Origin of the sequence: Pseudoxanthomonas sp. (genome assembly GCF_051953815.1) — a bacterium.
In the GTDB taxonomy this organism is placed as follows: domain Bacteria; phylum Pseudomonadota; class Gammaproteobacteria; order Xanthomonadales; family Xanthomonadaceae; genus Pseudoxanthomonas_A.
This window is the reverse complement of sequence record NZ_JBQCIJ010000036.1, coordinates 237909-262648: the sequence shown is the minus strand read 5'-3', so window position 1 is coordinate 262648 and position 24740 is coordinate 237909. Positions and strand designations below refer to the sequence as shown.

22 protein-coding genes and 2 riboswitches are annotated in these 24740 nt (G+C 67.7%); of the genes, 9 read left to right on the top strand and 13 right to left on the bottom strand.

Features of this window, described 5'->3' with window-relative positions:
- The 3 genes from ACTHN1_RS10555 to ACTHN1_RS10545 all read right to left on the bottom strand — a co-directional run.
- A partial coding sequence (locus ACTHN1_RS10555) for a carboxy terminal-processing peptidase (protein WP_440470894.1) occupies window positions 1-2065 on the bottom strand: 2065 nt, incomplete at its 3' end.
- Window positions 2066-2256: 191 nt separating this feature from the next.
- A complete protein-coding gene (lipA, locus tag ACTHN1_RS10550; protein ID WP_440470893.1) occupies window positions 2257-3291 on the bottom strand; it encodes a lipoyl synthase in 1035 nt (344 codons plus the stop codon).
- 427 nt (window positions 3292-3718) lie between these two features.
- Complete coding sequence (locus tag ACTHN1_RS10545; protein ID WP_440470892.1) at window positions 3719-5848, bottom strand: hypothetical protein; 2130 nt, start codon at window positions 5846-5848, stop codon at window positions 3719-3721.
- 188 nt (window positions 5849-6036) lie between these two features.
- Between ACTHN1_RS10545 and ACTHN1_RS10540 the strand changes: the two genes are divergently transcribed.
- Window positions 6037-7551 (top strand): acetyl-CoA hydrolase/transferase family protein, encoded by a 1515-nt coding sequence (locus tag ACTHN1_RS10540; RefSeq protein ID WP_440470891.1) that lies wholly within the window; start codon window positions 6037-6039, stop codon window positions 7549-7551.
- A gap of 214 nt (window positions 7552-7765) precedes the next feature.
- Here ACTHN1_RS10540 and ACTHN1_RS10535 read toward each other — a convergent pair whose 3' ends face one another.
- Window positions 7766-8287 carry a GNAT family N-acetyltransferase gene (locus tag ACTHN1_RS10535; RefSeq protein ID WP_440470890.1) on the bottom strand — a complete coding sequence of 174 codons (522 nt, stop codon included), beginning with the start codon at window positions 8285-8287 and terminating at the stop codon, window positions 7766-7768.
- Between the two features lie 55 nt (window positions 8288-8342).
- Window positions 8343-8436: riboswitch (glycine riboswitch) on the top strand.
- 10 nt (window positions 8437-8446) lie between these two features.
- A riboswitch (glycine riboswitch) is annotated at window positions 8447-8538 on the top strand.
- Between the two features lie 111 nt (window positions 8539-8649).
- Between ACTHN1_RS10535 and ACTHN1_RS10530 the strand changes: the two genes are divergently transcribed.
- Window positions 8650-9267 (top strand): trimeric intracellular cation channel family protein, encoded by a 618-nt coding sequence (locus ACTHN1_RS10530; RefSeq protein ID WP_440470889.1) that lies wholly within the window; start codon window positions 8650-8652, stop codon window positions 9265-9267.
- A 126-nt stretch (window positions 9268-9393) separates the two neighbouring features.
- On the opposite strand, the gene ACTHN1_RS10525 is transcribed toward ACTHN1_RS10530, so the two are convergent.
- The 6 genes from ACTHN1_RS10525 to groES all read right to left on the bottom strand — a co-directional run bounded on the left by ACTHN1_RS10525 (window position 9394) and on the right by groES (window position 14685).
- On the bottom strand, window positions 9394-10467 hold the full coding sequence (locus tag ACTHN1_RS10525) for a 3-deoxy-7-phosphoheptulonate synthase (protein WP_440470888.1): 1074 nt from the start codon (window positions 10465-10467) through the stop codon (window positions 9394-9396).
- 371 nt (window positions 10468-10838) lie between these two features.
- Complete coding sequence (locus ACTHN1_RS10520; protein ID WP_440470887.1) at window positions 10839-11177, bottom strand: DUF6616 family protein; 339 nt, start codon at window positions 11175-11177, stop codon at window positions 10839-10841.
- Window positions 11178-11203: 26 nt separating this feature from the next.
- Complete coding sequence (locus ACTHN1_RS10515; RefSeq protein WP_440470886.1) at window positions 11204-11950, bottom strand: DNA alkylation repair protein; 747 nt, start codon at window positions 11948-11950, stop codon at window positions 11204-11206.
- Window positions 11947-12456 carry a MarR family winged helix-turn-helix transcriptional regulator gene (locus tag ACTHN1_RS10510; RefSeq protein ID WP_440470885.1) on the bottom strand — a complete coding sequence of 170 codons (510 nt, stop codon included), beginning with the start codon at window positions 12454-12456 and terminating at the stop codon, window positions 11947-11949. Before ACTHN1_RS10510 ends, ACTHN1_RS10515 begins: the two co-directional genes overlap by 4 nt.
- Window positions 12457-12701: 245 nt before the next feature.
- The gene (groL, locus tag ACTHN1_RS10505) at window positions 12702-14342 is read right to left on the bottom strand and encodes a chaperonin GroEL (protein ID WP_440470884.1); all 1641 of its coding nucleotides are present in this window, start codon (window positions 14340-14342) and stop codon (window positions 12702-12704) included.
- A 52-nt stretch (window positions 14343-14394) separates the two neighbouring features.
- Window positions 14395-14685: a co-chaperone GroES gene (groES, locus tag ACTHN1_RS10500; protein WP_183640997.1), complete on the bottom strand. Its 291-nt coding sequence runs from the start codon at window positions 14683-14685 to the stop codon at window positions 14395-14397.
- A 205-nt stretch (window positions 14686-14890) separates the two neighbouring features.
- Between groES and cutA the strand changes: the two genes are divergently transcribed.
- From cutA to ACTHN1_RS10485, 3 genes are read left to right on the top strand one after another with little or no spacing between them, the layout of a single operon-like run.
- Window positions 14891-15223: a divalent-cation tolerance protein CutA gene (gene cutA / locus ACTHN1_RS10495; protein ID WP_295381457.1), complete on the top strand. Its 333-nt coding sequence runs from the start codon at window positions 14891-14893 to the stop codon at window positions 15221-15223.
- A gap of 3 nt (window positions 15224-15226) precedes the next feature.
- The gene (locus ACTHN1_RS10490) at window positions 15227-17533 is read left to right on the top strand and encodes a protein-disulfide reductase DsbD family protein (RefSeq protein WP_440470883.1); all 2307 of its coding nucleotides are present in this window, start codon (window positions 15227-15229) and stop codon (window positions 17531-17533) included.
- Window positions 17530-18126, top strand: a complete 597-nt coding sequence (locus ACTHN1_RS10485; protein WP_440470882.1) for a TlpA family protein disulfide reductase — start codon at window positions 17530-17532, stop codon at window positions 18124-18126. Before ACTHN1_RS10490 ends, ACTHN1_RS10485 begins: the two co-directional genes overlap by 4 nt.
- 226 nt (window positions 18127-18352) lie before the next feature.
- Here the strand turns inward: ACTHN1_RS10485 and ACTHN1_RS10480 are convergent, their stop codons facing one another.
- Window positions 18353-19393, bottom strand: coding sequence for a DUF5694 domain-containing protein (locus tag ACTHN1_RS10480; RefSeq protein WP_440470901.1), 1041 nt, complete (start codon window positions 19391-19393; stop codon window positions 18353-18355).
- Window positions 19394-19731: 338 nt separating this feature from the next.
- Here ACTHN1_RS10480 and aroQ point away from each other — a divergent pair, with 338 nt between their 5' ends.
- From aroQ to accC, 3 genes are all read left to right on the top strand, one after another.
- Window positions 19732-20172, top strand: a complete 441-nt coding sequence (aroQ, locus tag ACTHN1_RS10475; protein ID WP_440470881.1) for a type II 3-dehydroquinate dehydratase — start codon at window positions 19732-19734, stop codon at window positions 20170-20172.
- Between the two features lie 66 nt (window positions 20173-20238).
- Entirely contained in the window at window positions 20239-20718 is a 480-nt protein-coding gene (gene accB / locus ACTHN1_RS10470; RefSeq protein WP_440470880.1) for an acetyl-CoA carboxylase biotin carboxyl carrier protein, read from the top strand.
- Window positions 20719-20790: 72 nt separating this feature from the next.
- Window positions 20791-22158: an acetyl-CoA carboxylase biotin carboxylase subunit gene (gene accC, locus ACTHN1_RS10465; protein WP_440470879.1), complete on the top strand. Its 1368-nt coding sequence runs from the start codon at window positions 20791-20793 to the stop codon at window positions 22156-22158.
- Window positions 22159-22369: 211 nt separating this feature from the next.
- Here the strand turns inward: accC and ACTHN1_RS10460 are convergent, their stop codons facing one another.
- Window positions 22370-22735, bottom strand: a complete 366-nt coding sequence (locus tag ACTHN1_RS10460; protein ID WP_440470878.1) for a hypothetical protein — start codon at window positions 22733-22735, stop codon at window positions 22370-22372.
- The gene (locus ACTHN1_RS10455) at window positions 22732-23661 is read right to left on the bottom strand and encodes a hypothetical protein (RefSeq protein ID WP_440470877.1); all 930 of its coding nucleotides are present in this window, start codon (window positions 23659-23661) and stop codon (window positions 22732-22734) included. Before ACTHN1_RS10455 ends, ACTHN1_RS10460 begins: the two co-directional genes overlap by 4 nt.
- A 98-nt stretch (window positions 23662-23759) precedes the next feature.
- Between ACTHN1_RS10455 and prmA the strand changes: the two genes are divergently transcribed.
- On the top strand, window positions 23760-24677 hold the full coding sequence (gene prmA / locus ACTHN1_RS10450; RefSeq protein ID WP_440470876.1) for a 50S ribosomal protein L11 methyltransferase: 918 nt from the start codon (window positions 23760-23762) through the stop codon (window positions 24675-24677).
- The last annotated feature ends 63 nt before the right edge of the window (window positions 24678-24740 follow it).

Here is a 24740-nt window from a genome sequence, read left to right as displayed (position 1 = left end):
GCTTGTCGGCCAGTTTCTCGCGCTGCGCGTCCTTCACGATGTCGCGCTCGGAAGCGCCCAGGCCGTCATCGGCCAGGTCCTCCGCCAGCGGGTCCAGTGCCAGTCCCAGCGCCTTGCGCTCGGCCTGGCGCTGCTTGCGCTGCGCCTCCTGGCGGTCGCGCTCGGCACGGCGTTCGGCCTCGTTGAGCGAGACGTACTTCTTGGCAGCCTCGGCACGGAACTGGGCCACGTCTTCCGACCACCACTGGAATTCCTTGTCCTTCGCCGAGCGCGCGGCGTGCAGCGCCTGCAGGCGCGGCAGCAGCGGCGCGAAGTTGCCGTACTGCAGGTGCGGCACGGCGGCGATGCGCGTCCACGGCAAGGCATTGTCGTAGGTGCTTTCGCCGTACTCGCTGGCGTCCACGCTCACCGGGAACGCGATGTCCGGCACCACGCCCTTGTGCTGGGTGCTGCCGCCGGCCACGCGGAAGAACTGGGCGATGGTCAGCTTGACCTGGCCGAAGCGCGCGGTCTCGTTGGCCGGCCAGCGATCCAGATCGACCATGTTCTGCACGGTGCCCTTGCCGAAGCTGGTCTCGCCGATCACCAGTCCGCGGCCGTAGTCCTGGATGGCGCCGGCGAAGATTTCCGACGCCGAGGCCGAACCGCGGTTGATCAGCACCGCCAGCGGACCGTCCCAGGCCACGCCCGGCTTGCGATCGCTGTTGACGGTGACGCGGCCGCCGGATTCGCGCACCTGCACCACCGGCCCCTTGTCGATGAACAGGCCGGTCAGTTCGACCGCCTCGTCCAGCGAACCGCCGCCGTTGCCGCGCAGATCCATCACCACGCCGTCGACGTTCTGGGCCTTGAACTGGGCCAGCAGCTTGGCGATGTCGCGGGTGGCGGAGGTGAAGTCGTTCGGATTGCGGCGACGGCCCTCGAAATCCTGGTAGAACGCCGGCAGCTTGATCACGCCGATGCGCCGCTGCGGCTCGCCGTTGGCGGCCGGCAGGGTGATGGTCTCGGACTTGGCCGCCTGCTCCTCCAGCTTGACCTTCTGGCGGGTGATGGTGACCTGGGCGTGCTTGCCGTCGATGCCCGATTCGACCGGGATGTATTCGATGCGGACCTGGGTGTCCTTCTTGCCGCGGATCTGGGCGACGACATCGTCGATGCGCCAGCCGATCACGTCGGTCATCGGACCGGACTTGCCCTGGCCGACCGCGACGATGCGGTCGCCCACCTTGAGCTTGCCGCTCAGATCGGCCGGGCCGCCGGGAACGATCTCGCGGATCGCCACCAGATCGTCCTGCCGCTGCAGCACCGCGCCGATGCCTTCCAGCGACAGCGACATCGACTGGTTGAAGTTCTCGGCGGTGCGCGGGGTGAAGTAATCGGTGTGCGGATCGATCGCGCTGGTGTAGCTGTTGAGGAACGCCTGGAACACATCCTCGCTCTTGAACTCGTCGACGGTGCGCTGCAGGTTGGCGTAGCGCTTGTCCAGGGTCTTGCGGATGTCGTCGGGCTTCTTGCCGGCCAGCTTCAGGCGCAGCCAGTCGTTCATCACCGACTTCTTCCAGATCGCGTCCAGTTCCTGCGTGCTGGCGGCCCAGGGCGCGTCCTTGCGGTCATATTCCCAGCGCTGGTTGCCGCTGAAGTCGAAGTCCTGCTTCAGGAGCGAGCGCGCGTAGGCCACGCGCTGCTGCACGCGCTGGCGATAGATGGTGAAGATGTCGTAGGCCGGATCCAGTTCGCCGCTGCGGACCGCGTCGCCCATCCGGGTCTTGTAGGCACCGAACTTGGCCACGTCGGCGGCGGTGAAGAACTGCTTGCCGCCGTCCAGCGCGTCCAGATAACGCTTGAAGATGTCCGCCGACAGTGTCTCGTCCAGCGCGCGCGGGCGGTAGGCGTAGCGACTGTCGGACAGCAGGCCGTAGACCAGTTTGGAGGTGGTGGCCTGATCCGCGGTGGGCGCGGTCGGCAGCGCGACGCGGTTGTCGCCATCGCCACGCGCCAGCAACGCCAGCGGCGAGGCCAGCGCCAGGGACAGCAGAAGGACGGCGGGGACTTTCTTCACTTTCATCGGGTACTCGCGGCCAGGTGGCCTTGCTGGAGAACGGCGGGGAATCTGACAGTCAGACAGTGCCCAAAGTTGCGGCGCTTGTCATCCCTGTCTTTCGGCAGGCGGAAGGGCCCGCCGGAAGAGACCCTAACCCCGGGCTCGTAGAGAAAAGTGAACCTGTTTCGGCTGACCGTCCCCGGCCCGCCCGCGGTTCAGCCGGCAGCCGTGTTGCGGGCGCTGGCGGCCGCTTCGGCGGCCTGTCGATCGGCGTGGTAGGAGGAGCGCACCAGCGGGCCGGAGGCGACATGGCTGAAGCCCAGTTCGTTGCCGTAGTCCTCCAGTTCCTTGAACTCCTCCGGCGTCCAGTAACGCATCACCGGATGGTGGTGCGCGGTGGGCTGCAGGTACTGGCCGATGGTGACCATCTCCACGTCGTGGGCGCGCAGGTCGCGCAGGGTCGCCTTCACCTGCTCCATGGTCTCGCCCAGGCCCAGCATGATGCCGGACTTGGTCGGCAGCGCCGGATGCTGCTGCTTGAACTTCTGCAGCAGGGTCAGCGACCACTGGTAGTCGGCGCCGGGACGGACGTTGGGATACAGGTCCGGCACGGTCTCGATGTTGTGGTTGAACACGTCCGGCGGATTCACCGCCAGGATCTCCAGCGCCCGGTCCATGCGGCCCTTGCCGCGGAAGTCGGGGGTCAGGATCTCGATGCGGGTGCCGGGCGAATGCTCGCGGATGGCGGCGATGCAATCGACGAAATGCTGGGCGCCGCCGTCACGCAGATCGTCGCGGTCGACGCTGGTGACCACCACGTATTTCAGGCCCATGTCGGCCACGGTATGGGCCAGGCTGAGCGGTTCGGAGGCATCCGGCGGTTTGGGCCGGCCATGGGCGACGTCGCAGAACGAGCAGCGGCGGGTGCAGACCTCGCCGAGGATCATGAAGGTCGCGGTGCCATGGCCGAAGCATTCGTGGATGTTCGGGCAGCTGGCTTCCTCGCACACCGTGACCAGCCGGTTCTCGCGCAGCTTGGCCTTCAATCGCGCCACCGAGCCGTCGCTGGGGATGCGCACGCGGATCCACGAGGGCTTGCGCAGCACCGGCGCGTCGGCGAACTGCACCGGCGAACGGGAAATCTTGTCGCCACCCAACTGCTTGACGCCCGTTTCCAGCGGGGCGGAGGGCGTGGCGGTGGCGGAGGAAACGACCTGGAGGGGAATCTGGCGCGGGGAGGACTCGTTCATGGCGTGAATTCTACGCCTCCCCCACCCCACCGGCAGCCGCGATTGCCGCACCCGCCGGAATCCAGCATTGCAGGCATCCACACTTGCGGATCCCGCCTGCCGCGGCCAGACGGTCCGTCGTCCGCAATCCCGGATTCCGCACATAAAAAAAGCCCGCAATGGCTAGGCCAGTTGCGGGCTTGCTCCCTCCCCCACGTCGGGATGCGGGGCCATCGTGAAGGAGCGGTTATCGGGCTTGCACGCTGCACTGCAAAACAGAACCGGGCAGTACATTTGAGCGTGGAACCTCGTTTTCTCCAAAAGCCTTGTGCCGCTTGGATGTTACCGATGCCAGACCAATTTCCGGCTTGATCCTGTAACCGCTTTCACGATTCGCGCCCCCTGAACCTGAATAGGGGCAAAACCGTTCAGCTGCGCAAACCGGTTCTCACCGCAGCAGATCCGGCTGCCCCTGGTACCACTCCCGGGCTTTCACCAGATGCCAGCGACGGGCATTGTCCTGCAATTCCAGCCCCGCGCTCAGTACGCCCCAGCGCGCATACAGCTGGCCATTGCGGCGCGGCCCCTGCAGGCGCAGCCGGGCCTGCAGGTCGAAACGGTCGTTGTTGGCCTTCACCCGATCCAGCACCAGCACATCGTCGCGCCACTGCACCCGCCCGTCGGCCTGGGCCTGGCCGGCATCGACCAGCCGGTAGACCCATTTCGGGTAATCCTTCTGGCGGGAAAACAGCGCCAGCAGGAAACCCACGTCCTTCATCTGCACCGCCGCGCTGCCGCCGGCGCTGAGTGGTCGATCCACGTCCAGGCGCGCGCGATCCAGCCGCAGCTTCGCCCACCAGCCACTGCGCGCGTCGCCGCCGGGCTCGCGGAAACCCAGATTGCGGAACTGCACGGTGCTGCCGTCGGCGACGAACGCGCGCCGGCGGAGATCCGCGCGGCGCAGGGCCAGGCCGATGTCCACGTCGCCGCGCAGATCGATCCCCGCCAGGTGCATGCGCGCGCCGCGTCCGGTGATGCGCAGGCGACCCTGGCCGACATCGCCGGCGGTATCCAGCGACAGATCGCCGCTGAGGAAACCGGCGCCGCCATCGAAGCGCATGTGCCGGCGCGGCAGGTACGGGTTGTACACCCGCAGATCCGGCACGTTGGCGTTGTCGAACACCACCCGTCCGCGCATCGCCCTGCGCAGATCCTGCAACTGGCCATCGGCATCGAGGAACAGGCGCAGGTTGCGGCCCTGCACATAGGGGCGATCCGGCGCGCGCACCGAGGCGACATGGAACTGCTCCATCACCGCCCGCAGCCGCGGCAGCAACCGCCCCTTGGCGTCGGCGTCCAGGCGGATGTCGGCATGCGCGCGACCGCGGATTCGATTGCCCATCACCTCGGCCACCGCCTCCACTTCCGGCACGCCGATGCGGCTGCCGGAAGCCAGTTTGCCGTCCACCACCTGCACGTCGGCATCGACGTCGCCAGCGCCTTCCAGTTTCAGCCAGGGCGTCTGCGGGAACAGGCTGGTGATCCAGTGCAGCGAAGCGAAGCGCCAGCGCCCGACCACATGCCCGGAGGCGCGTGGCAGCAGCGACGCGACATCGCCCAACGGGATCTCGCGTCCACGCAGGCGCAGATCCGCATCCGCCGACATCCTCCCTTCGGCCAGCGGCGGCGCCTTCACCCGCAGGGCGATGTCGCGCTGATCCACCGCCAGCGCGATCCCCAGCGCATCGGTGCGCGTCGCGCCCACCGCATCGTGGCCGCCAATCGGCATGCTCCACTGCAGGCGGCTGCCCGGCGTCAACGCGCCCTTGGAAAAACCCAGATCAATCTGCGCCTGGCCGCGCCCAGGCACCAGTTTCAGGGTGACACCACCGGGCACCGGGGTGATGTCGATGGCGCTGGTGATGCCGCGCAGTTTCAGTCGCGCATCGGTCTTGAGCAGCTTGCGCAGGCCGGGCGCTTCCTCGCGGCGGTGCCGGGCGATCGCGAAGGTGGCATCCAGTTCGGCATCGCGCAGCACCTCCTCGCCGTCGCGGACCAGCCGAGCCTTGTGGAAGGTCGCACGCGACGGCAGCAGTTCCATCGGCCCGCCACGCAACTGCTTGACGAAACCGACCCGCGCGCTGCCGTCGCCCTCCAGCCGCAGGCCATCGAATTCGCCCTGGCGCACGCTGTCGCTGGCGATGCGGTCGAAGCGCAGCACCCAGCCACCTTCGGCCGGTGGCGGCACCGGCAGTTCGCGCGCCGCGCGATGGATATTGCCGCGCACTTCGTCGGCCTGCAGCCACGGCACATGCAGTTCGCGTCCCAGCAGCGGCCACAACGCGATGCGGCCACGGACCCGCCCCGCCTGCGCCTGCCAGGCGACGCGCCGGACCTGGCCCTGCAAGCGCACCTCGCGCAGGGTGACCCGTCCCGGCCACCAACTGTGTCCACCGGCCCAGTGCATCTGGAATTTCTCCGGCTTGCGGTTGAGCGTGCGCTCGCCCCAGGCGGTGTTGATCCACAGATTGGCCGCGGCCAGGTAGAGCGCGTACACGGCCAGCAAGGCCAGGACCATTCGCAGCGACCAGCGCCGCGCGGCATTCCAACGGGAAGCGTCCCCGTGATTCGACATCCTGTTCATGCGCACAGCATGCCCGAACCACCGGACCTGGAAAATCGCGGGCTGTGGATTCCCCGATGGTCTTAGACCCCGGCGCGGACCGGCGGGGCGATAATGCGCGTTTTCCGCTCTCCGCCTCCCGCATGTCCAGCGATCGTATCCGCCATCCGCGCCTGCGCGGACTCGTCGTCTCCGCCGAAGAAGCCGCCGCGCACATCCAGCCCGGCGAGACCGTGGCCATGAGCGGGTTCACCGGGTCGGGCTATCCCAAGGAAGTGCCGCTGGCGCTGGCCAGCCGGATCGAGCGCTGGCACTCGGAAGGACGCGGGTTCCAGATCCGCCTGCTCACCGGCGCCTCGACCGCGCCGGAACTGGACGGCGCGCTGGCCAAGGTCGACGGCATCGCCCTGCGCCTGCCGTTCCAGAGCGATCCGGACACGCGCCAGCGCATCAACGCCGGCACGCTGGAATACATCGACGCCCATCTGAGCCACGTCGCCCAGCACACCTGGTTCGGTTTCTACGGCGCGATCGACACCGCGGTGGTCGAGGCCTCGGCCATCCGCGAGGACGGCGCGCTGGTGCCATCGACCTCGCTGGGCAACAACAAGACCTGGCTGGACCTGGCCCGCAAGGTGATCGTGGAGGTCAACGACTGGCAGCCCGAAGGGCTGGACGGCATGCACGACATCTACTACGGCACCGCGCTGCCGCCGCACCGCAAGCCGATTCCGCTGTTCCATCCGGACGACCGCATCGGCGACACCGCGCTGCGCTGCGATCCGGACAAGATCGTCGCGGTGGTGCGCACCCACGGCCCGGATCGCAACAGTCCGTTCAATCCCGCCGATGCCACCAGCGAGCGTATCGCAGCGCACCTGATCGAATTCCTGCAGCACGAGGTGAAACAGGGTCGCCTGCCGCCCAACCTGCTGCCGCTGCAGTCCGGCGTGGGCAACATTCCCAATGCGGTGCTGGCGGGTCTGTCGGCCAGCGGGTTCCGCGATCTGACCGCCTTCACCGAGGTCATCCAGGACGGCATGCTCGACATGCTGCGCGACGGCGTCCTGCGCAGCGCTTCGTGCACCGGTTTCGCCCTGAGCCCGGAAGCCAACGAGGTCTTCAAGCAGAACATCGGCTTCTACCGCGAACGCATCGTCATGCGCACGCAGGAAATCTCCAACCATCCGGAACTGGTGCGCCGGCTGGGCTGCATCTGCATGAACGGCATGGTGGAAGCGGATCTGTACGGAAACGTCAATTCCACCCACATCATGGGTTCGCGGATCCAGAACGGCATCGGCGGCTCCGGCGATTTCGCCCGCAACGGCTACCTGTCGATCTTCCTCAGTCCCAGCGTCGCCAAAGGCGGCAGCATCTCATCGCTGGTGCCGATGGTCAGCCACGTGGATCACACCGAGCACGACGTCTCGATCATCGTCACCGAGCAGGGCCTGGCGGATCTGCGCGGACTGTCACCCAAGCAGCGCGCGCGCGTGTTGATCGCCCAATGCGCGCATCCGGACTACCGTGATCTGCTGACGGACTACTACGAACGCGCCCTGCACGCCAGCTACGGTCGCCATACCCCGCATCTGTTGCCCGAGGCGTTGTCCTGGCATCAGCGCTGGCTGGAGACGGGCAGCATGAAGGGCTGAGAGAGCAATCCCCCTCGGTCCCCCTTCTCCGAAGGGGGAGGCAGATCACACGTTTCGACATCGAGAGCCCCCTTTGAAAAAGGGGGCGGGCGTCCGCGCAGCGGACGACGGGGGATTTGCTCTTGGCGCAAAGCCCACGTTTCCAACGACCGAATGGCCGCTCACCGCCTCAATTCCCCTTCCTGGAAGGGGAAGAAATTCACCGTCGGGGCAATCAGTCCCGCGCGGTGTCCGACGCCTCGAACGCCACGCTGTAACTGACCGCCCCCTGAGGCCGACCGCCATCGAAGGTCAACGCCATGAAGTACTCGGCCGGCGCGCCTTCGTAACGCAGCGTGGCGTCGTGCGCGAAACCGAAGCGCGCGTAGTAGCCGGGATCGCCGAGCACCACGCAGCCGCCCGCGCCGGCCTGGCGCAGCCGGGCAAGGCCGGCTTCGATGAGCGCGACGCCCACGCCCGCGCCCTGCCGATCCGGCGCCACCGCCACCGGCCCCAGTCCATACCAGCCCGACGTGCCGTCGTCGATGGCGACCGGCGAGAACGCCACGTGTCCGATCAGCCGCCCGTCCTGCTCCGCCAGCAGCGAGAGGATCAGTTCGCCGCGCGCGCGCAGGGCATCGACGATCGCCGCCTCGGTGCCGCTGCTGTGTTCGGCCCCCGCGAAGGCCTGCGTGATCAGGGCGCGGATCGCGGGCGGGTCGGCGGGTGTTTCGGAGCGAAGTGCGTAGGCGATCATGGCGACGGGGGGACCAGGAAAGCCGGCATTTTCACATCCGGCTCTGCTAAAGTGCGCGCCGGACGCAGGAGAGTGGAGCCGCACGGCTCCCGCCGAAGGCGCAGGCTCCCATAATCGCTCAGGCCCGGTTGCCATCACGCAACCATCCACTGCGTCCATCCAAGCCGATCTGGAGAGAGGTCTTCGATGACCCGCCGAAGGGGCAAGCGGCCCATGCCGCCGAACTCTCAGGCAAAAGGACAGCGGGAGCGGCACCGGATTCCGGTCACGAACCAGGCTTCTTGTCGCGCGCGCCACAAACGCGTGGATGGCATGCGCGTGGATCGCGCCGGCACCGGCCACTGCCCTTCCGGAGGCCTGCCATGCTGCTGTCCCTGATCTATCTCGTCGCCATCACCGCCGAAGCCATGACCGGCGCGCTGTCCGCCGGCCGTCGGCGGATGGATCTGTTCGGCGTCGTCATCATCGCCTCGGTGACCGCGCTCGGCGGCGGTTCGCTGCGCGACATCGTGCTGGGCCACTATCCGCTGGGCTGGGTGAAACACCCCGAGTACCTGGGCTACACCATCGGCGCGGCCATCGTCGCCACCTTCGTCGCCCGCTGGATGCACCACCTGCGCCAGGCGTTCCTGTGGCTGGACGCGCTGGGCCTGGTCGCGTTCACCCTGATCGGCTGCGCCATCGCGCGCGAAGCCGGGCATGCGCCGGTCATCGCGGTGATCGCGGGCATGCTCACCGGCACGTTCGGCGGCGTGCTGCGCGACGTGCTGTGCAACGAGATTCCGCTGGTGTTCCAGAAGGAGCTGTATGCCAGCGTATCGCTGTTGACCGGTGCGGCCTATCTGCTGCTGCTCCACGCGGGAGTGAACGAATCCACCGCCACGCTGGGCTGCCTGGGCGGCGGTTTCCTGCTGCGGCTGCTGGCGATCCGCTACAACTGGGACGTGCCGAAGTTCGTCTATCGCGACGAAGTCCACTGAGCGCACCGGGGCGCTCCTGCCCTTCGCTTCGCGCAGGAGCGGCCCCGGCATGGCGCCCGCAATCCGGAGGGAGGAGAACGGATTGCTGCGCGTCCGGGCCGCTCCCGCGATCCGTCCTGTTTTCGTCTAGGCCGCCTGCGACACGTTGCGGTCGCGGCGGCGGCGCACCGCGGCCGCGAGGCGCTCCAGCACGGCGACCGAACTGTCCCAGCCAATGCAGCCGTCGGTGATGCTCTGCCCGTAGGCCAGCGGTTGGCCGGGCACCAGATCCTGGCGACCGGCGACCAGGTGGCTTTCGATCATCGCGCCGATGATGCGGGTCTCGCCGGCTTCGATCTGCGCGGCGATGTCCTCGATGACCGCGGGCTGGTTCTCGGGATTCTTCAGGCTGTTGGCGTGACTGGCGTCGATCATCAGGCGCGGCGCCAGGCCCGCCTTCGCCAGCACCTGGCTGGCCGCCTCGACGCTGTCGGCGTCGTAGTTCGGCGCCTTGCCGCCGCGCAGGATCACGTGGCAATCCGGATTGCCGGTGGTGGCGGCGATGGCCGATCGGCCTTCCTTGGTGACGGCCAGGAAATGATGCGGATGCGAAGCCGCGTTGACCGCGTCGGCGGCGATCTTCACGTTGCCGTCGGTGCCGTTCTTGAAGCCGACCGGGCACGACAGGCCGGAGGCGAGTTCGCGATGGATCTGGCTCTCGGTGGTGCGTGCGCCGATCGCGCCCCACGCCACCAGGTCGGCGATGTACTGCGGCGAGGTGGTGTCCAGGTACTCGCAGCCGGCCGGCAGGCCGAGGCGGTTGATGTTGCGCAGCAGGCCGCGCGCCAGGCGCAGTCCTTCGTTGATGCGGAAGCTGCCGTCCAGGCCGGGATCGTTGATCAGGCCCTTCCAGCCCACCGTGGTGCGCGGTTTCTCGAAATACACCCGCATGACGATTTCCAGTTCGCCGGCGAGCGCGTCGCGCAGCGGACGCAGGCGCTGTGCGTATTCCATCGCGGCGATGGGATCGTGGATGGAACAGGGGCCGATCACCACCGCCAGGCGGTCGTCGCGGCCATGCAGGATCTCGTGCAGCGCCTGCCGGCTGCGGGTCACGGTTTCGGATACGGCTTCATCGCACGGCAGTTCCGCGATCACCTCGGCGGGAGGCGTGAGCGGTTCCAGCTTGCGGATGCGCAGATCGTCGGTGTGGGGCGCCATCGTTGAATCTCCAGGTTCGTTGTCTGTTTCGATGTCGCCAGTCCTGGAAGCAAAAAAGCCGCCAGGTTCGCTGGCGGCTTTCGGGAATGCGTCTGAACGTTTCGTCAGGGTGAGCGCAGTCCTTCCTCCGCCAGCGGCATCGGAAAGTAGTACCAAAAGTAAAAGCTGGCGCGGGCTGCGTTCATTGGGCCGTATTGATAACACAGGTTTGCCGCGACGCAAAATGTTTCATTTGCAAGGGTCCTCCGGCTCCCCGTAGGAGCGACGTCAGTCGCCACCGCGCGCGCTACCGCCCAACAAGGTCCCGGAAAGCGGACATTAGGGCCCTGACCTCGCTCCCGCAACCGGTGCGGATCGACCGGCCACACGCTCTACGCGGAGGCCAGCGCCCGGAGATGGGCCGCCAGATCTTCGCTGGCACCAGCCGCGTTGACGGTGCTGAAGTAGTCATGCCAGCCGCTGTTCGTGATGGCATCGACCAGTTGTCGCACCACCGCCGCATCCGCGCAGCACCACACCGCGAAGTAGTCGGCCGGGGCGGCGTGCGGCAGTTGGCGGTCCACCGGCCCCATGGCCAGAGGCGTCACCGCGCCGGGTGCGAATGCCTGCATGCCTTCGGCGATACGCGCGAAGAATGCCTCGCGCCCGGTGGCGTCCAGGGCCTGCCAGGCGGAGGTAGCGGTGTAGAACTCGATCAGGGTGTGGGACATAGATGGGCTCTCCTTTGATGCCGGTTTCAGGTCAAGTTGCGCAGCGCGCGCTTGCGGATGTAGGCGCCGGCGTCGCCCGTATGTGTTTCGGCCCATCGGGCGACGAGTTCGCGGATGAAATCGGGCCGGGTCTTGCCGGCGTCGTTGAGCCAGTTGGCGACCGAATCCTGCACATAGCGGGAGGGGTCCGCGGCCAGCGCTTCCAGCAACGGCAGCGCTTGCCGCGGCTCCTCCTTGAACAGTGCGATGTGCGCGCTCCATACCCCGCGCGGCCGCAGCGCCTCGCAGGCGAAGCGCCGCAGGTTGGCTGATGGTGCGGCCGTCCACGGCAATAGATGTTCCATTGCCAGGAGCGGTGCGGCGATGATGTTCTGGCGCAGGGCGAGCCAGGCCCATTCGCGCACGCCGAAATGAGGATCATCGGCAAGCGGCCGCATGCGCTCCAGCTTCGTCGGCAACGCCACATCCTTTTCAACGGCTGCCAGGTAGCACGCCCAGCCCCGTACGGTGTCGGCGGGATGTCCGCGCAGCGTTTCCATGTCCACGCCGTGCTGTCGCAACAACCGTGCGGCCAGCGTCATGCGCGCCGTGATCCCGGTCGCCGCCGCTGCCTGCAATTCGCCGGTCGCCGTCGCTGGCAGATCCGGCACGGTAGCCCGCATCAACACGGCGAAATCCACTGCCAGACATTCGGACAGATCGGCAGTGGCCACCTGTCCCGTATTAAGCTGCGCCAGCCGCACGGGCGGGATCTGCTTCTTCGCCACGCTCATGCGCCATCCTCCAACTGACCGGCGCCGAGGTCGGTGCGGCGCCAGACCCGCTCCAGCAGCGTGCCCAGCTGTCTGCGTTCGGTCGCGGAGAATCCTTCGAACAGGCTGGCGATCCAGCGGGTGTGCTGCTCGAACAGGCGGGTGGCGAGCCGCCGCCCCCCCAACGTCAGATGCACGTAGACGCGCCGGCGATCCCCTCCATCGGCCCGGCGCTCGAGCAGGCCTTCTCGTTCGAGCCCGTCCAGCAAGCCTGTAATGGTCGCACGGGTGACTCCCGCGCGCTCGGCCAACTGATGGGGCGACAGCGGTTCTCCGGCGCCACGCAGCAGGAACAGCACCATGAATCGGCCTTCACTCAGGCCATGTGGTGCCAGCCGCGCGGCGCAGTCGCCATCGATGGCAGCGGCGAGCGACAGCACCTGGAAACACAGGCGCAGGCCATGCAGATCCGGCCGTCCGTGCCGTTGCGCTTCCGCCAGAAGAGCCTGGTGCTTGGTTTCCAGCATCGGACTTCCCGTAAAATGATTAGGCGGCTAATCATATAGGCGAAAACCCGATGCCGCCACGCGTGCGGCAACCTGTCCTCGATACCGACCAAGTGTGCAAAGCCGGCTTGTTCCTCCCGTGCTTCCCACACGATGGATCGCGCCGTTCGTCTCGCCTCACCTTTTCCGCTGACGCCCCCGGGGCAAAAAAAACCCCGCCTTGCGGCGGGGTTTTCCGGTGTCGCGGTACTGCGTGGAAAGCCGGATCAGAAATCCATGCCGCCCATGCCGCCCATGCCACCGCCCGGCGGCATCGCCGGCTCGTCCTTCTTCGGGGCCTCGGCCACCATCGCTTCGGTGGTGATCATCAGGCCGGCGATGGACGCGGCGTTCTGCAGCGCGGTGCGGGTGACCTTGGTCGGATCCAGGATGCCGAACTCGACCATGTCGCCGAACTCGCCGTTGGCGGCGTTGTAGCCGAAGTTGCCCGAACCGTCCTTGACCTTGTTGACGATCACGGAGGGCTCTTCGCCGGCGTTGGTGACGATTTCGCGCAGCGGGGCTTCCATCGCGCGCAGGGCGATCTGGATGCCGTGGGTCTGGTCTTCGTTGATGCCCTTCAGGCCTTCGATGGCGGCCTTGGCGCGGATCAGGGCGACGCCGCCGCCCGGGACCACGCCTTCCTCGACGGCCGCACGGGTGGCGTGCAGGGCGTCTTCGACGCGCGCCTTCTTTTCCTTCATCTCGACTTCGGTGGCGGCACCGACCTTGATGACGGCCACGCCGCCGGCCAGCTTGGCCACGCGCTCCTGCAGCTTCTCGCGGTCGTAGTCCGAAGAGGTCTCTTCGATCTGCGCCTTGATCTGCTTGATGCGGGCTTCGATGGCGGAGGTGTCGCCGGCGCCGTCGATGATGGTGCTGTTCTCCTTCGAGACCTGCACCTTCTTGGCGCGGCCCAGATCCTTGATGGTGGCCTTCTCCAGCGACAGGCCGACTTCCTCGGAGATCACGGTGCCGCCGGTCAGCACGGCCATGTCTTCCAGCATCGCCTTGCGACGGTCGCCGAAGCCCGGGGCCTTCACGGCCACGACCTTGACGATACCGCGGATGGTGTTGACCACCAGGGTGGCCAGCGCTTCGCCTTCCACTTCCTCGGCGACGATCAGCAGCGGCTTGCCGGCCTTGGCCACGCCTTCCAGCACGGGCAGCAGGTCACGGACGTTGGAGATCTTCTTGTCGTGCAGCAGGATGAACGGGTCATCCAGATCGGCGGTCATCGACTGCTGATTGTTGACGAAGTACGGCGACAGGTAGCCGCGGTCGAACTGCATGCCCTCGACGACGTCCAGTTCGTTGTCCAGGCCCGAGCCTTCCTCGACGGTGATCACGCCTTCCTTGCCGACCTTCTTCATCGCGTCGGCGATGATGTTGCCGATCGACTCGTCGGAGTTGGCGGAGATGGTGCCGACCTGGGCGATAGCCTTGTCGTCGGCGGTGGGCTTGCTGATCTTCTTCAGCTCGGCCACGGCGGCGACCACGGCCTTGTCGATGCCGCGCTTGAGGTCCATCGGGTTCATGCCGGCGGCGACCGCCTTGGAACCTTCGCGGATCAGCGCCTGCGCCAGCACGGTGGCGGTGGTGGTGCCGTCACCGGCGTTGTCGGAGGTCTTGGAAGCAACTTCCTTGACCATCTGCGCGCCCATGTTCTCGAACTTGTCGGCCAGTTCGATTTCCTTGGCGACGGAGACGCCGTCCTTGGTGATGGTCGGGGCGCCGAAGCTCTTCTCGAGCACGACGTTGCGGCCCTTCGGGCCCAGGGTGGCCTTGACGGCGTTGGCGAGCACGTTGACGCCGCGCACCATGCGCGAACGGGCGTCTTCGCCGAAACGGATATCCTTGGCAGCCATTGCGATTACCTCAATTCAATAGGGGTTGGAAAAAGGATGCGGAGTCCGCGGCTCAGCCGAGGATCGCGAAGATGTCGTCTTCCTTCACGACCAGGTAGTCGGTGCCGTCCAGCTTCACTTCGGTGCCGCTGTACTTGCCGAACAGGACCTTGTCGCCGACCTTGACCTTGGGGGCGCGCACGTTGCCGTTGTCCAGGACCTTGCCTTCGCCGACGGCGACGACTTCACCCTTGATCGGCTTCTCGGTGGCCGAGTCCGGAATCACGATGCCGCCAGCGGACAGCTTCTCTTCTTCCATACGCTTGATGACCACGCGGTCGTACAGCGGCTTGATATTGCTCATTTCAATCCTCTTTAAGTGATTGATTGGACTGGGAAAGGGCGGCGATGTTAGCACTCGGAAAGGGAGAGTGCCAGCAACGCGGGCAAACAAACCCCGGCGAACCGGGATTGCACGGAAATGGGGTCCGGCCGGAGCCTTTCAAGAGCTGGCCGCGGAAAAAGTTTGGACCGGGGATCAGGGAGGCGTCTGCGATAATCGCCGGCCTATGTCCGTCCTGCTCGCCTTCTGCACCTGCCCCGATGCCGACAGCGCCCGGCGCCTCGCCGGGACGCTGGTGGAAGAACGGCTGGCGGCCTGCGTGAACCTCCTGCCCGGGATGACCTCGGTCTACCGCTGGCGGGACGCGGTGGAAACCGCCGACGAAGTCCAGCTGATCATCAAGACCACCGCCGCGCGCCTGCCCGCGCTGGCGGCCCGGCTGGCCGAACTGCATCCCTACGAACTCCCCGAACTGCTGGCGGTCCAAGCCGCCGCCGGCCTGCCCGCCTACCTGGCGTGGGTGACGGCGGAGACCAGCGAGCCCCGTGAGGAACCCTGACCGATGACGTGGTTGTCCCGCCTGCTGGCCCTGGGCCTGCTGTCCTCCGCCTGCGCCGCGCAGGCCCAGATCCGCCCGCAGGACCTGCCGCCGGTCGACGAGGTGTTCATCCCCACGGTCACCGCGCCCAGTCGCGACCGCATCGAGGTGCACTGGAAAATCGCCGACGGCTATTACCTGTACCGGCACCGCACCGGCGTCGAGGTGAGCGCCGGCGGTTTCACCGCCAGGCCGTTGCAACTGCCCAAGGGCAAGGCCTACCGGGACGAGTTCTTCGGCGATGTGGAAACCTATCGCGGCAGCCTGACCGCGGTCCTGCCCGGCGAGGCCGGCGCGGACACGGATTCGGTCACCCTCAAGGTCAAATACCAGGGCTGCGCCGATGCCGGCATCTGCTATCCGCCGCAGGTCCGCAGCCTCACCGTGGACCTGCCCGGCGGCGCGGCCTCGGCGGCGAATGAGGCGGGCGGCTTCGTGCCGCTGGGTTCGCTGACCGGTGGCGGCGCCTCGTCGCTGCTGGGCGGCGGCAAGGGTGGGGTCGATGCCGCGCCGCTGCCGCAGGACCGCGCCTTCGCGGTGGAAGCCATCGCCTTCGACGGCAACCAGCTGCTGCTGCGCTTCACCCCGGCGCGTGGCTATTACGTCTACCGCGACCGCACTTCGATGGCGCTGGAAGGCGCGCCCGGCATCGGCCTGCAGAAACCGCGCTGGCCGAAGGGGCAGGCCTACCACGATGAACACTTCGGCGACGTCATCGTCTACTTCGATCAGGCCGAAGTGCCGGTGCCGCTGGTCCGCGAACACGCCAGGGCCGCCAAGGCCACCCTGCGGGTGACCTTCCAGGGCTGCCAGACCGGCGGCATCTGCTATCCCCCGATGACGCACCGCATCGCGCTGTCGATTCCCGCCGGCAAGGTCAGCCCGCCCGCCGAAGCCGCGGCCGGCGCCGATGCACCGGCGGCGTCGCCCGCGACGAATGCTACGCCGATGGTCGCCGACGCGGCTGCCGACCGCGGCGGCGCGACCCCGGACGTCGCCGCGAACGCGGCCACCGACGTGCCGCGCACGCTGCCGCCGGAAGATGCGCTGCGGCGCGCCTCGCGTACCCCGACCAGCCTGTGGCTGGCGCTGCTGCTGGCGCTGGGCGGCGGCCTGATCCTCAACCTGATGCCCTGCGTGCTGCCGGTGCTGTCGCTGAAGGCGCTGTCCCTGGCCAGCGGCGATCGGCCGAAGGCGCGCGCGCTCTGGTACACCGCCGGCGTGCTGCTGAGCTTCCTGGCGGTGGGCGGCGTGGCGATCGCGCTGCGCGCGGCCGGCCAGGCGCTGGGCTGGGGCTTCCAGTTGCAGCAGCCGCTGGTGATCGGCGTGCTGGTGTATGTGCTGTTCGCGGTCGGCCTGAGCCTGTCCGGCGTGTTCGCGATCGGCTACGGACTGGCTGGCGCGGGCGATGGACTGGCGCGCCGGCACGGCCCGGCGGGCGATTTCTTCACCGGCGTGCTGGCGGTGGTGGTGGCCAGTCCGTGCACCGCGCCGTTCATGGGCGCGGCGCTGGCGTTCGCGTTCGCCGCGTCGGTGCCGCTGGCGCTGCTGGTGTTCCTGATGCTGGGCGTGGGCCTGGCGCTGCCGTTCCTGCTGATCGGCTTCATCCCCGCGCTGGCCAACCGGCTGCCGCGTCCCGGCGCCTGGATGGAAACGCTGAAGAAGGCGCTGGCCTTCCCGATGTACCTGACCGCGGTGTGGCTGCTGTGGGTGCTGGGCCGCCAGCGCGGCATCGACGCGGTGGCGCTGGTGCTGGTCGGCCTGGTGCTGCTGGCCCTGGCGGCATGGTGGCTGCAGCGCCTGCGCTGGCGGTCCGCGCCGGTGCAGCGCGCGCTGGCGCTGCTGGTGCTGGCTTCGGCCGTCGCGCCGTTGGTGATGGCGCATCGCCTGCCGCTGCCCGAACGCGCCGCGCCCGCCGGTGCGCAGGACAGCGTGGCCTTCTCGCCCGAACGCCTGGCCGCATTGCGCGCCGAGGGCAAGGTCGTGTTCGTCGACATCACCGCCGACTGGTGCGTGACCTGCAAGGCCAACGAGAAGACCGTGCTGGACCGCGAACCTTTCCGCAAGGCGCTGGCCGACGCCGATGGCGTGCTGATGCGCGGCGACTGGACGAATGTCGATGAGACCATCACCGCCTACCTCGAGGAACACGGCGCGGTCGGCGTTCCGCTGTACGTGGTGTATCCGCGCAACGGCGGCGAAGGCGAAGTGCTGCCGACCGTGCTGACCCAATCCATGGTCGAGGACGCGCTGGCGAGGGCCGCGCGATGAAGGTCACCACCGCGCGCGTGCTGTGGGTGGCGGTGGCCGCGGCTGGACTCGGCCTGCTCGCCAGCCATGCCTTCGACAGCGGCTGGCTTTGGCGCACCGGTCCCGGGCAACAGGCCCTGCAGACCGTCGCCGACGCGACCGCGCCCGCACCGCCACCCGGCGTGACGCCCGCGAAGGTGGGCGATCCGATGCCGGACATCGCCCTGCCCGGTCCGGACGGAAAAACGATCGATCTGGCGACGTACCGCGGACGCCCGTTGCTGATCAACGTGTGGGCCAGTTGGTGCGGCCCGTGCATCAAGGAAATGCCGGAGCTGGATCGCTTCGCCCGCGAGCAGGGCGCCGACGGCGTACAGGTGGTCGGCCTGGCGCTGGACACCCCTGAAGGCGTGAACGATTTCCTGCGCAGGATTCCCGTGCGGTATCCGATCCTGCTGGACACGCCCGGTCCGGCCGACAGCAGCGTGTGGCTGGGCAACGCCAAGGGCGTGCTGCCCTATACCGTGCTGGTCGGCGCCGACGGCCGCATCCTCAAGCAGAAGATCGGCCCGTTCGTGGAAGGCGAGATCACGACCTGGGCGGCTAAGCACTAGCGTTGCCTTCCAGAAAAGGGATTGAGGAGATTTGCTTTTCCGCACAAAGCAAATCCCCCGTCACCCGCTGACGCGGGTGCCCACCCCCTTTTGCAAATGGGGCTATCAGAACCAGGGCGAACTTCTTGCCTCCCCCTTGACCCGCCATTCGGCGGTTGAAAGCGAAAAAGGGGGATGGAGGGGGATTTGCTTTTTCCTCCCCGCACCCCGCAAATCCACTGCACCTCTACTTCAGCACCGCCTGCGCATCCACGAGGGTCACCCCCGGCATCTGCCCCAGCCACTGATCGAACCACGGCTTGTGCGATGCGCCGACGATGTTCAGCACCCGCCGTCCCGGTCGGTCGCGCACGGTCTCCAGGATGTTGGCCACCATCCGCAGGTTGCGGATTTCCCAGCCGTTGACCCAGATCAGCGGGTAGTGCTGCGGCGAGTCGGCGCGCAGCGGACCACGCAGGTTGTTCTCCGCATACACCCACAGGGTCCCGGGCTGGTTGATGTAGCGATACAGCGGCAGCAGATCCGGCGCCTTCACCAGGCGGTCCTGTTCGGCGATGACCTTCTCCAGCTGCGTGCGATCCGTTTTCCAGGCCGCCATCACCGCTTCGCCAAAGGCTTTGGTGTCCGCCAGCTGATGGCTGTCGCCGGTGTGGTCGTCGATGGGATGCACGCGTTCCAGGCCCAGGGTCGCCGCCAGCCGCGCGCCAATCTGGAAGCTCTCGTTGTTGCGCGTTTCCAGTTCCCGCAGCGCCTGCACGAGCGCGTCGTCCAGACCATCACCGACCCGGCGCTCGCCCGCCGGCAGCCGCAACCACTGCACATAGGCCGAAGCGGGATCGCTGGCGGCCAGGAACAGCGCGGCCAGATGCCGGCGCTGCGCGGGAGTCGGGTTCGCAGGCCAGGCGGCCAGCGCCTTGTTCACCCCGGCCAGGGCGGCGGGTATGTCCAGGCCGGTGGCCGCCCGCGCCTTGTCCGTGCCCTGGCAATAGTCCTCCCCGTAGACGGCGGGATGGCGCGCGGCCAGGTCGCACTGCTCCCCGCCAATCGCCTCGATGGTGATGACCTCCGGCCCGAAGGCGGCCAGCTTGTCCAGCAAGGGGGCCAGCGCCTCCGCCCTGAAGTCCTTCTGCTCCCGCAGATGGACCGAACCGAGCACCAGCATCCGGGTCCTCGGTCCCACCATCCCGTCATCCAGGCCGGTCAGATCGGGTTGCTGGGCCCGCGCCGGCAGCGGGGTCGTACAGGCCAGGCAGGCCGCCAGCATCATCCCTCCGCGCATCATCCACCCTGTTGTCGTATAGGCCGGAGAATCGGATGCGCGAAGCGGCCCGAAGGTTTGGATTGCGCGGATCGTCTTCGAACCTGCCACGAACGGCTTCCCCGGGCTCCCCGGACCGCCCGGGCGGCGAGTCGAGTGGCCGCGGGCACCGGGAGCGGCCAGGCCCCGGTCCGCGCGGCTCCTTCCTGCACGGGAAGCCCGTGTTTCAAGCCTTGCGCGCGCGAGGACGCGGAATTCAAACATTTGTTTAAAACGCCAACAACTTCGGCGATCTGGACAGGATCGCCGGGTTCGCGCAGACTGCCGCCCTCCCGCTGGAGCACCCGATGGCAAAGCTGCTGGTCCTGCATGGCCCCAACCTCAATCTGCTCGGCACCCGCGAGCCGGAGGTCTATGGGCATGCCACGCTGGCAGACATCGACGCCGCGCTGCTGGCGCAGGCGCAGGCGGCTGGCCATGACCTGGCCAGCTTCCAGTCCAACGCCGAGCACCTGCTGGTCGACCGGGTCCAGGCCGCGCGGACCGACGGCACCGCTTTCATCCTGATCAACCCGGCCGCCTTCACCCATACCTCGGTCGCCCTGCGCGACGCGCTGGCGGCGGTGGCCCTGCCCTTCATCGAAATCCACCTGTCCAACCCGCATCGCCGCGAACCCTTCCGCCATCACAGCTATTTCAGCGATCTGGCGATCGGGGTGGTATGCGGCTTCGGTGCCGACAGCTATCGCTACGCGCTGGATGCCGCGCTGGCGCGATTGTCGGGCTGACATCCCCTTTTCAACGCTTTCCTGTTTCGTTCCCCGCCCGGGAACCCGCTCAATCAAGAGGCCCCTATGGATCTCCGCAAAATCAAGAAACTGATCGACCTGCTGGAAGAGTCGAACCTCGCCGAAATCGAAATCAAGGAAGGCGAGGAATCCGTGCGCCTGGCGCGCGTGCCCAAGGGCGGCCTGGTCGCCGCCGCGCCGGCGCCGGTGTTCGCCCCGGTCGAAGCCCGCCCGGCCGCGCCGATGCCGATGAGTTCGCCCACCGAGGCCTCCACCGGTGGCGCGGCCAAGGCCGGCGGCAACCTGCCGGAAGGCCACGTCATGCGTGCGCCGATGGTCGGCACCTTCTATGCCTCCGCCTCGCCGGACAAGCCGGCGTTCGTCACCGTCGGCCAGACCGTCAAGGCCGGCGACACCCTGGCGATCATCGAGGCGATGAAGATGTTCAACCCGATCGAAGCCGACGTCTCCGGCACCGTGCAGGCCATCCTGGCCGAGAACGGCCAGCCGGTCGAGTTCGATCAGCCTCTTTTCGTCATCGGCTGATGGCGGGATGAAGCGGCGTAACCGCGCTGTGGCTTCCCATTCCCCAATCCCGAATCCCCAATCCCCAATCCCATGCTCGATAAAGTCGTCATCGCCAACCGGGGTGAAATCGCGCTGCGCATCCTGCGCGCGTGCCACACCCTGGGCATCCGCACGGTGGCCGTGCATTCCACGGTCGACCGCAACCTCAAGCACGTGGCCATGGCCGACGAGTCGGTCTGCATCGGTCCGGCGCCCTCGTCGGAGAGCTACCTCAACATCCCGGCGATCATCGCCGCGGCCGAGGTCACCGACGCCCAGGCCATCCATCCCGGCTACGGCTTCCTGTCGGAGAACGCCGACTTCGCCGAACGGGTGGAGCAGTCCGGCTTCATCTTCATCGGTCCCAAGGCCGACACCATCCGCCTGATGGGCGACAAGGTGGAGGCGATCCGCGCGATGAAGGCCGCCGGCGTGCCGTGCGTGCCCGGCTCGGGCGGTCCGCTCGGCGACGACATCGTCGCCAACACCAAGATCGCGCGCGAGATCGGCTACCCGGTGATCATCAAGGCGGCCGGCGGCGGCGGCGGTCGCGGCATGCGCGTGGTGCACGCGGAAGCCGCGCTGAGCAACGCCATCGCCACCACCAAGTCCGAGGCCAAGGCGGCGTTCGGCAACGATCAGGTGTACATGGAGAAGTTCCTGGAGAATCCGCGCCACGTGGAAATCCAGGTGCTGGCCGACGGCCAGGGCAACGCCATCCACCTGGGCGAGCGCGACTGCTCGATGCAGCGCCGCCACCAGAAGGTGGTCGAGGAAGCGCCCGCGCCGGGCATCACCGACGAGCAGCGCGCCGAAATCGGCAAGGTGTGCGTGGAAGCCTGCCTGCGCATCGGCTACCGCGGCGCCGGCACCTTCGAGTTCCTGTACGAGAACGGCCGCTTCTACTTCATCGAGATGAACACCCGCATCCAGGTGGAGCATCCGGTCACCGAACGCATCACCGGCATCGATCTGGTCTGCGAGCAGTTGCGCATCGCCGCCGGCCGCAAGCTGACCATCAAGCAGGAGGACATCGTCCTGCGCGGCCACGCCATCGAATGCCGCATCAACGCCGAGGATCCGGAAACCTTCATGCCCAACCCGGGCCTGATCCAGCACTTCCATCCGCCGGGTGGTCCCGGCGTGCGCGTGGACACCCACATCTACGAGGGTTACCGCGTGCCGCCGAACTACGATTCGATGATCGGCAAGCTGATCGTGCACGGACCGGATCGCGAGACCGCCATCGCCCGCATGCGGGTGGCGCTGAGCGAGATGGTGGTCGACGGCATCAAGACCAACATCCCGCTGCAGCAGCGGATCATGCGCGACCAGGGCTTCCAGGCCGGCGGCCAGAACATCCACTACCTGGAAAAGCGCCTGGCCGAACGCAAGAACAAGTCCATCGCGCTGGTGTGAGGTCGGCTTGCCACCGGGGAGCGGCACAAGTCGCGACCGTACCGGGGGTTTCGCCACGGTGGCGGCATCGGCCACGCAACTGCCACGCCATCCATCCTGACAGCGGACGTGGCCGCGTCACTTACGCGGATGCAAGGCAGGAAAAAAGGCGGATTCCGAAGGGAATCCGCCTTTTTCATGTCGCCCCACGCAGTTTTTTTTCAACGAATCCTCAATGGGCGCGCTTCTGCGTTCCTTTGACCGGCACCACGCCGGTCGGCGACAGCGGATCGACGATGCGCAGGGTCTCGCTGGAACCGTCCGGCCAGGTGACCTCCAGGGTGGTGCCCGCGGGCAGCACCGAGAACGGCGCGCCGCTGCGCGCGCGGTACAGCGCGACCATCTGCGCGGCGCCGATGGCGCGATCTTCCTGCGAGGCATTCACGCCGGCGGGGGTCCGCTGGAGATCCCGGTAAGGCGCGTCCATGGCGTTGATCACCACGGTGGTTGCGGCGGCGGCATAGGTAACGAACACCAGCATCCACAGCCAGATGTGGGGTCTCGGCCAGAAGCGCCTGCGACTCGAAGTGTGGCTCATTGGATTGTTCTCCTGCGCGACAGCAGACTATCGACCATATCGTTCAAATTCTCGACACCCTGTCGCGGAACACCCGCGTCCACGACGAAAGCGGGGAAATCCAGCGAGGGATCCCGCGAGCAGATGCCGCCGTGGGCGCAATAGGCGGTCATCAGGTTGCCCTGCGGACGGCAATCCAGGCCGAGCCGGCAGGCGGCGATCTGCCAGGCGACTTCCGACAGCCAGGTGCCGGAAACTTCGCCGAATTCGGATTCCGCGCCGCTGGCGGCCAGTCCCATCGCGCGTGACAGCGCCAGGAACGCCTGCGGATCGCCGGAAGCGCTGACCCGCGCCACCAGATCGCCCCGGTAGCCCGGCGCTTCGGACACCGGTTCGCCATCGGCCAGCAGCGCCGCTTCCGCCGCCAGGCTGCCCGCTTCGGCGGCATGCTGGCGGGCCTCGCGGACACTGTCCGAAGACAGGCCGTCTTCGGGCATGAACCGGGCGCAGCGCGCGCTGACCCGCTCGCGCGCCGCCGCCATGGTCGCCGCGTTCCCCACGTCCAGCGCCGCGATGGCACGGGTATCACGGGCATAACCGGCCGGGTTGCTGGCATAACCAGCGCAATAGTCGTGCACCCGGCTCAGCATCCACCACGCGTCGGCATCGCCGGCCCGCGCCTGCAGAGCCAGTTGCTGCGCATAGACGAACAGATCCGGGGTGGTCTCGAACTCGCGCCGGCTGTCGAACGCCACTGACGATTTCGCCGGCCTCTCGATACGGTTCGCCGGCATCGCCACCGCGACGGCGGCGTCGACCATCGGGGCGGCCGGTACGACGGCGGCATTCGCCGAGGCGGCCTGTCGCGCGCCCTGCGCCCACCACCAGGCTCCCGCCGTGCCAAGCACGCAGGCGCACACGATGACCCAGGGCAATATGCGAGGCATCGGACGATTATCCGTGCCCGCGATAGGGGTTTCAACGCGACCGGGCGTCCCTCGGGCCCATGCGACAATGCGCGCCCGACCCGCATATTCCAGGCCTCATGCCCTATCTCGAACTCACCCTGCGCTGCGGGGAATCTGAACAGCCGCGCTACGAGAATGCGCTGGAGGACGTCGGCGCGCTGTCGGTGACGCTGCTGGACGCCGACGCCGATACCGGCAACGAGCGGGCCATCCTGGAGCCGGGCGTCGGCGAGACCCCGCTGTGGCATTCGCTGGTGCTGACGGCCCTGTTTCCCGCCGATACCGATGCGCTGATCCTGCTGGCCGCGCTGGAAGCCTTCGATCCCGGCCTGGACTGGAGCCGCGCCGCGTTCCGCACGGTCGAGGACGAGGACTGGGAACGCGCCTGGCTGGATCAGTTCAAGCCGATGCGGTTCGGCGCCCGCACCTTCATCGTGCCCTGGAACCACGACCTTCCCGAGGAGGCGCAGGCCGCCCACGCCGCCGTGGTGCGGCTGGATCCGGGCCTGGCGTTCGGCTCGGGCACCCACCCCACCACCGCGCTGTGCCTGCGCTGGCTGGACGGCCTGGCCGACGCGGGCGAACTGTCCGGCCGCACGGTGCTCGATTTCGGCTGCGGCTCGGGCATCCTCGCGCTGGCGGCGCTGAAGCTGGACGCCGCGTCGGCGGTCGGCGTGGACAACGATCCGCAGGCGCTGATTGCCACCGCCGACAATGCCGCGCGCAACGCGGTGGGGGATCGCCTGTCGGTGTATCTGCCCGAGGACGAACCGGTCGCGCGCTACCCGATCGTGGTCGCCAACATCCTGGCTTCCGCGCTCGACGCGCTGGCCGAAACCCTGGCCGATCGCGTCGCGCCCGGGGGACGCATCGCGCTGTCGGGCATCCTGCATGGACAGGAAGCGGATCTGCTGGCGCGCTACTCGCCGTGGTTCGAACACCTGCGCGTGGAGCGCGAAGACGACTGGATGCGCATCGACGGTGTGCGCCGATAAATGTGAGGCGCCAAATCTTTATGGCCCTCCAGTGTGATTGGTGTAATTTTCGCCATGTTAGAA

What these genes read in the sequence shown, in the direction of transcription:
- lipA (WP_440470893.1), bottom strand. Translation starts at nt 3,291, where the DNA reads ATGAACGAGTCCTCCCCGCGCCAGATTCCCCTCCAGGTCGTTTCCTCC.
- ACTHN1_RS10545 (WP_440470892.1), bottom strand. Translation starts at nt 5,848, where the DNA reads ATGGTCCTGGCCTTGCTGGCCGTGTACGCGCTCTACCTGGCCGCGGCC.
- ACTHN1_RS10540 (WP_440470891.1), top strand. Translation starts at nt 6,037, where the DNA reads ATGTCCAGCGATCGTATCCGCCATCCGCGCCTGCGCGGACTCGTCGTC.
- ACTHN1_RS10535 (WP_440470890.1), bottom strand. Translation starts at nt 8,287, where the DNA reads ATGATCGCCTACGCACTTCGCTCCGAAACACCCGCCGACCCGCCCGCG.
- ACTHN1_RS10530 (WP_440470889.1), top strand. Translation starts at nt 8,650, where the DNA reads ATGCTGCTGTCCCTGATCTATCTCGTCGCCATCACCGCCGAAGCCATG.
- ACTHN1_RS10525 (WP_440470888.1), bottom strand. Translation starts at nt 10,467, where the DNA reads ATGGCGCCCCACACCGACGATCTGCGCATCCGCAAGCTGGAACCGCTC.
- ACTHN1_RS10520 (WP_440470887.1), bottom strand. Translation starts at nt 11,177, where the DNA reads ATGTCCCACACCCTGATCGAGTTCTACACCGCTACCTCCGCCTGGCAG.
- ACTHN1_RS10515 (WP_440470886.1), bottom strand. Translation starts at nt 11,950, where the DNA reads ATGAGCGTGGCGAAGAAGCAGATCCCGCCCGTGCGGCTGGCGCAGCTT.
- ACTHN1_RS10510 (WP_440470885.1), bottom strand. Translation starts at nt 12,456, where the DNA reads ATGCTGGAAACCAAGCACCAGGCTCTTCTGGCGGAAGCGCAACGGCAC.
- groL (WP_440470884.1), bottom strand. Translation starts at nt 14,342, where the DNA reads ATGGCTGCCAAGGATATCCGTTTCGGCGAAGACGCCCGTTCGCGCATG.
- groES (WP_183640997.1), bottom strand. Translation starts at nt 14,685, where the DNA reads ATGAGCAATATCAAGCCGCTGTACGACCGCGTGGTCATCAAGCGTATG.
- cutA (WP_295381457.1), top strand. Translation starts at nt 14,891, where the DNA reads ATGTCCGTCCTGCTCGCCTTCTGCACCTGCCCCGATGCCGACAGCGCC.
- ACTHN1_RS10490 (WP_440470883.1), top strand. Translation starts at nt 15,227, where the DNA reads ATGACGTGGTTGTCCCGCCTGCTGGCCCTGGGCCTGCTGTCCTCCGCC.
- ACTHN1_RS10485 (WP_440470882.1), top strand. Translation starts at nt 17,530, where the DNA reads ATGAAGGTCACCACCGCGCGCGTGCTGTGGGTGGCGGTGGCCGCGGCT.
- ACTHN1_RS10480 (WP_440470901.1), bottom strand. Translation starts at nt 19,393, where the DNA reads ATGATGCTGGCGGCCTGCCTGGCCTGTACGACCCCGCTGCCGGCGCGG.
- aroQ (WP_440470881.1), top strand. Translation starts at nt 19,732, where the DNA reads ATGGCAAAGCTGCTGGTCCTGCATGGCCCCAACCTCAATCTGCTCGGC.
- accB (WP_440470880.1), top strand. Translation starts at nt 20,239, where the DNA reads ATGGATCTCCGCAAAATCAAGAAACTGATCGACCTGCTGGAAGAGTCG.
- accC (WP_440470879.1), top strand. Translation starts at nt 20,791, where the DNA reads ATGCTCGATAAAGTCGTCATCGCCAACCGGGGTGAAATCGCGCTGCGC.
- ACTHN1_RS10460 (WP_440470878.1), bottom strand. Translation starts at nt 22,735, where the DNA reads ATGAGCCACACTTCGAGTCGCAGGCGCTTCTGGCCGAGACCCCACATC.
- ACTHN1_RS10455 (WP_440470877.1), bottom strand. Translation starts at nt 23,661, where the DNA reads ATGCCTCGCATATTGCCCTGGGTCATCGTGTGCGCCTGCGTGCTTGGC.
- prmA (WP_440470876.1), top strand. Translation starts at nt 23,760, where the DNA reads ATGCCCTATCTCGAACTCACCCTGCGCTGCGGGGAATCTGAACAGCCG.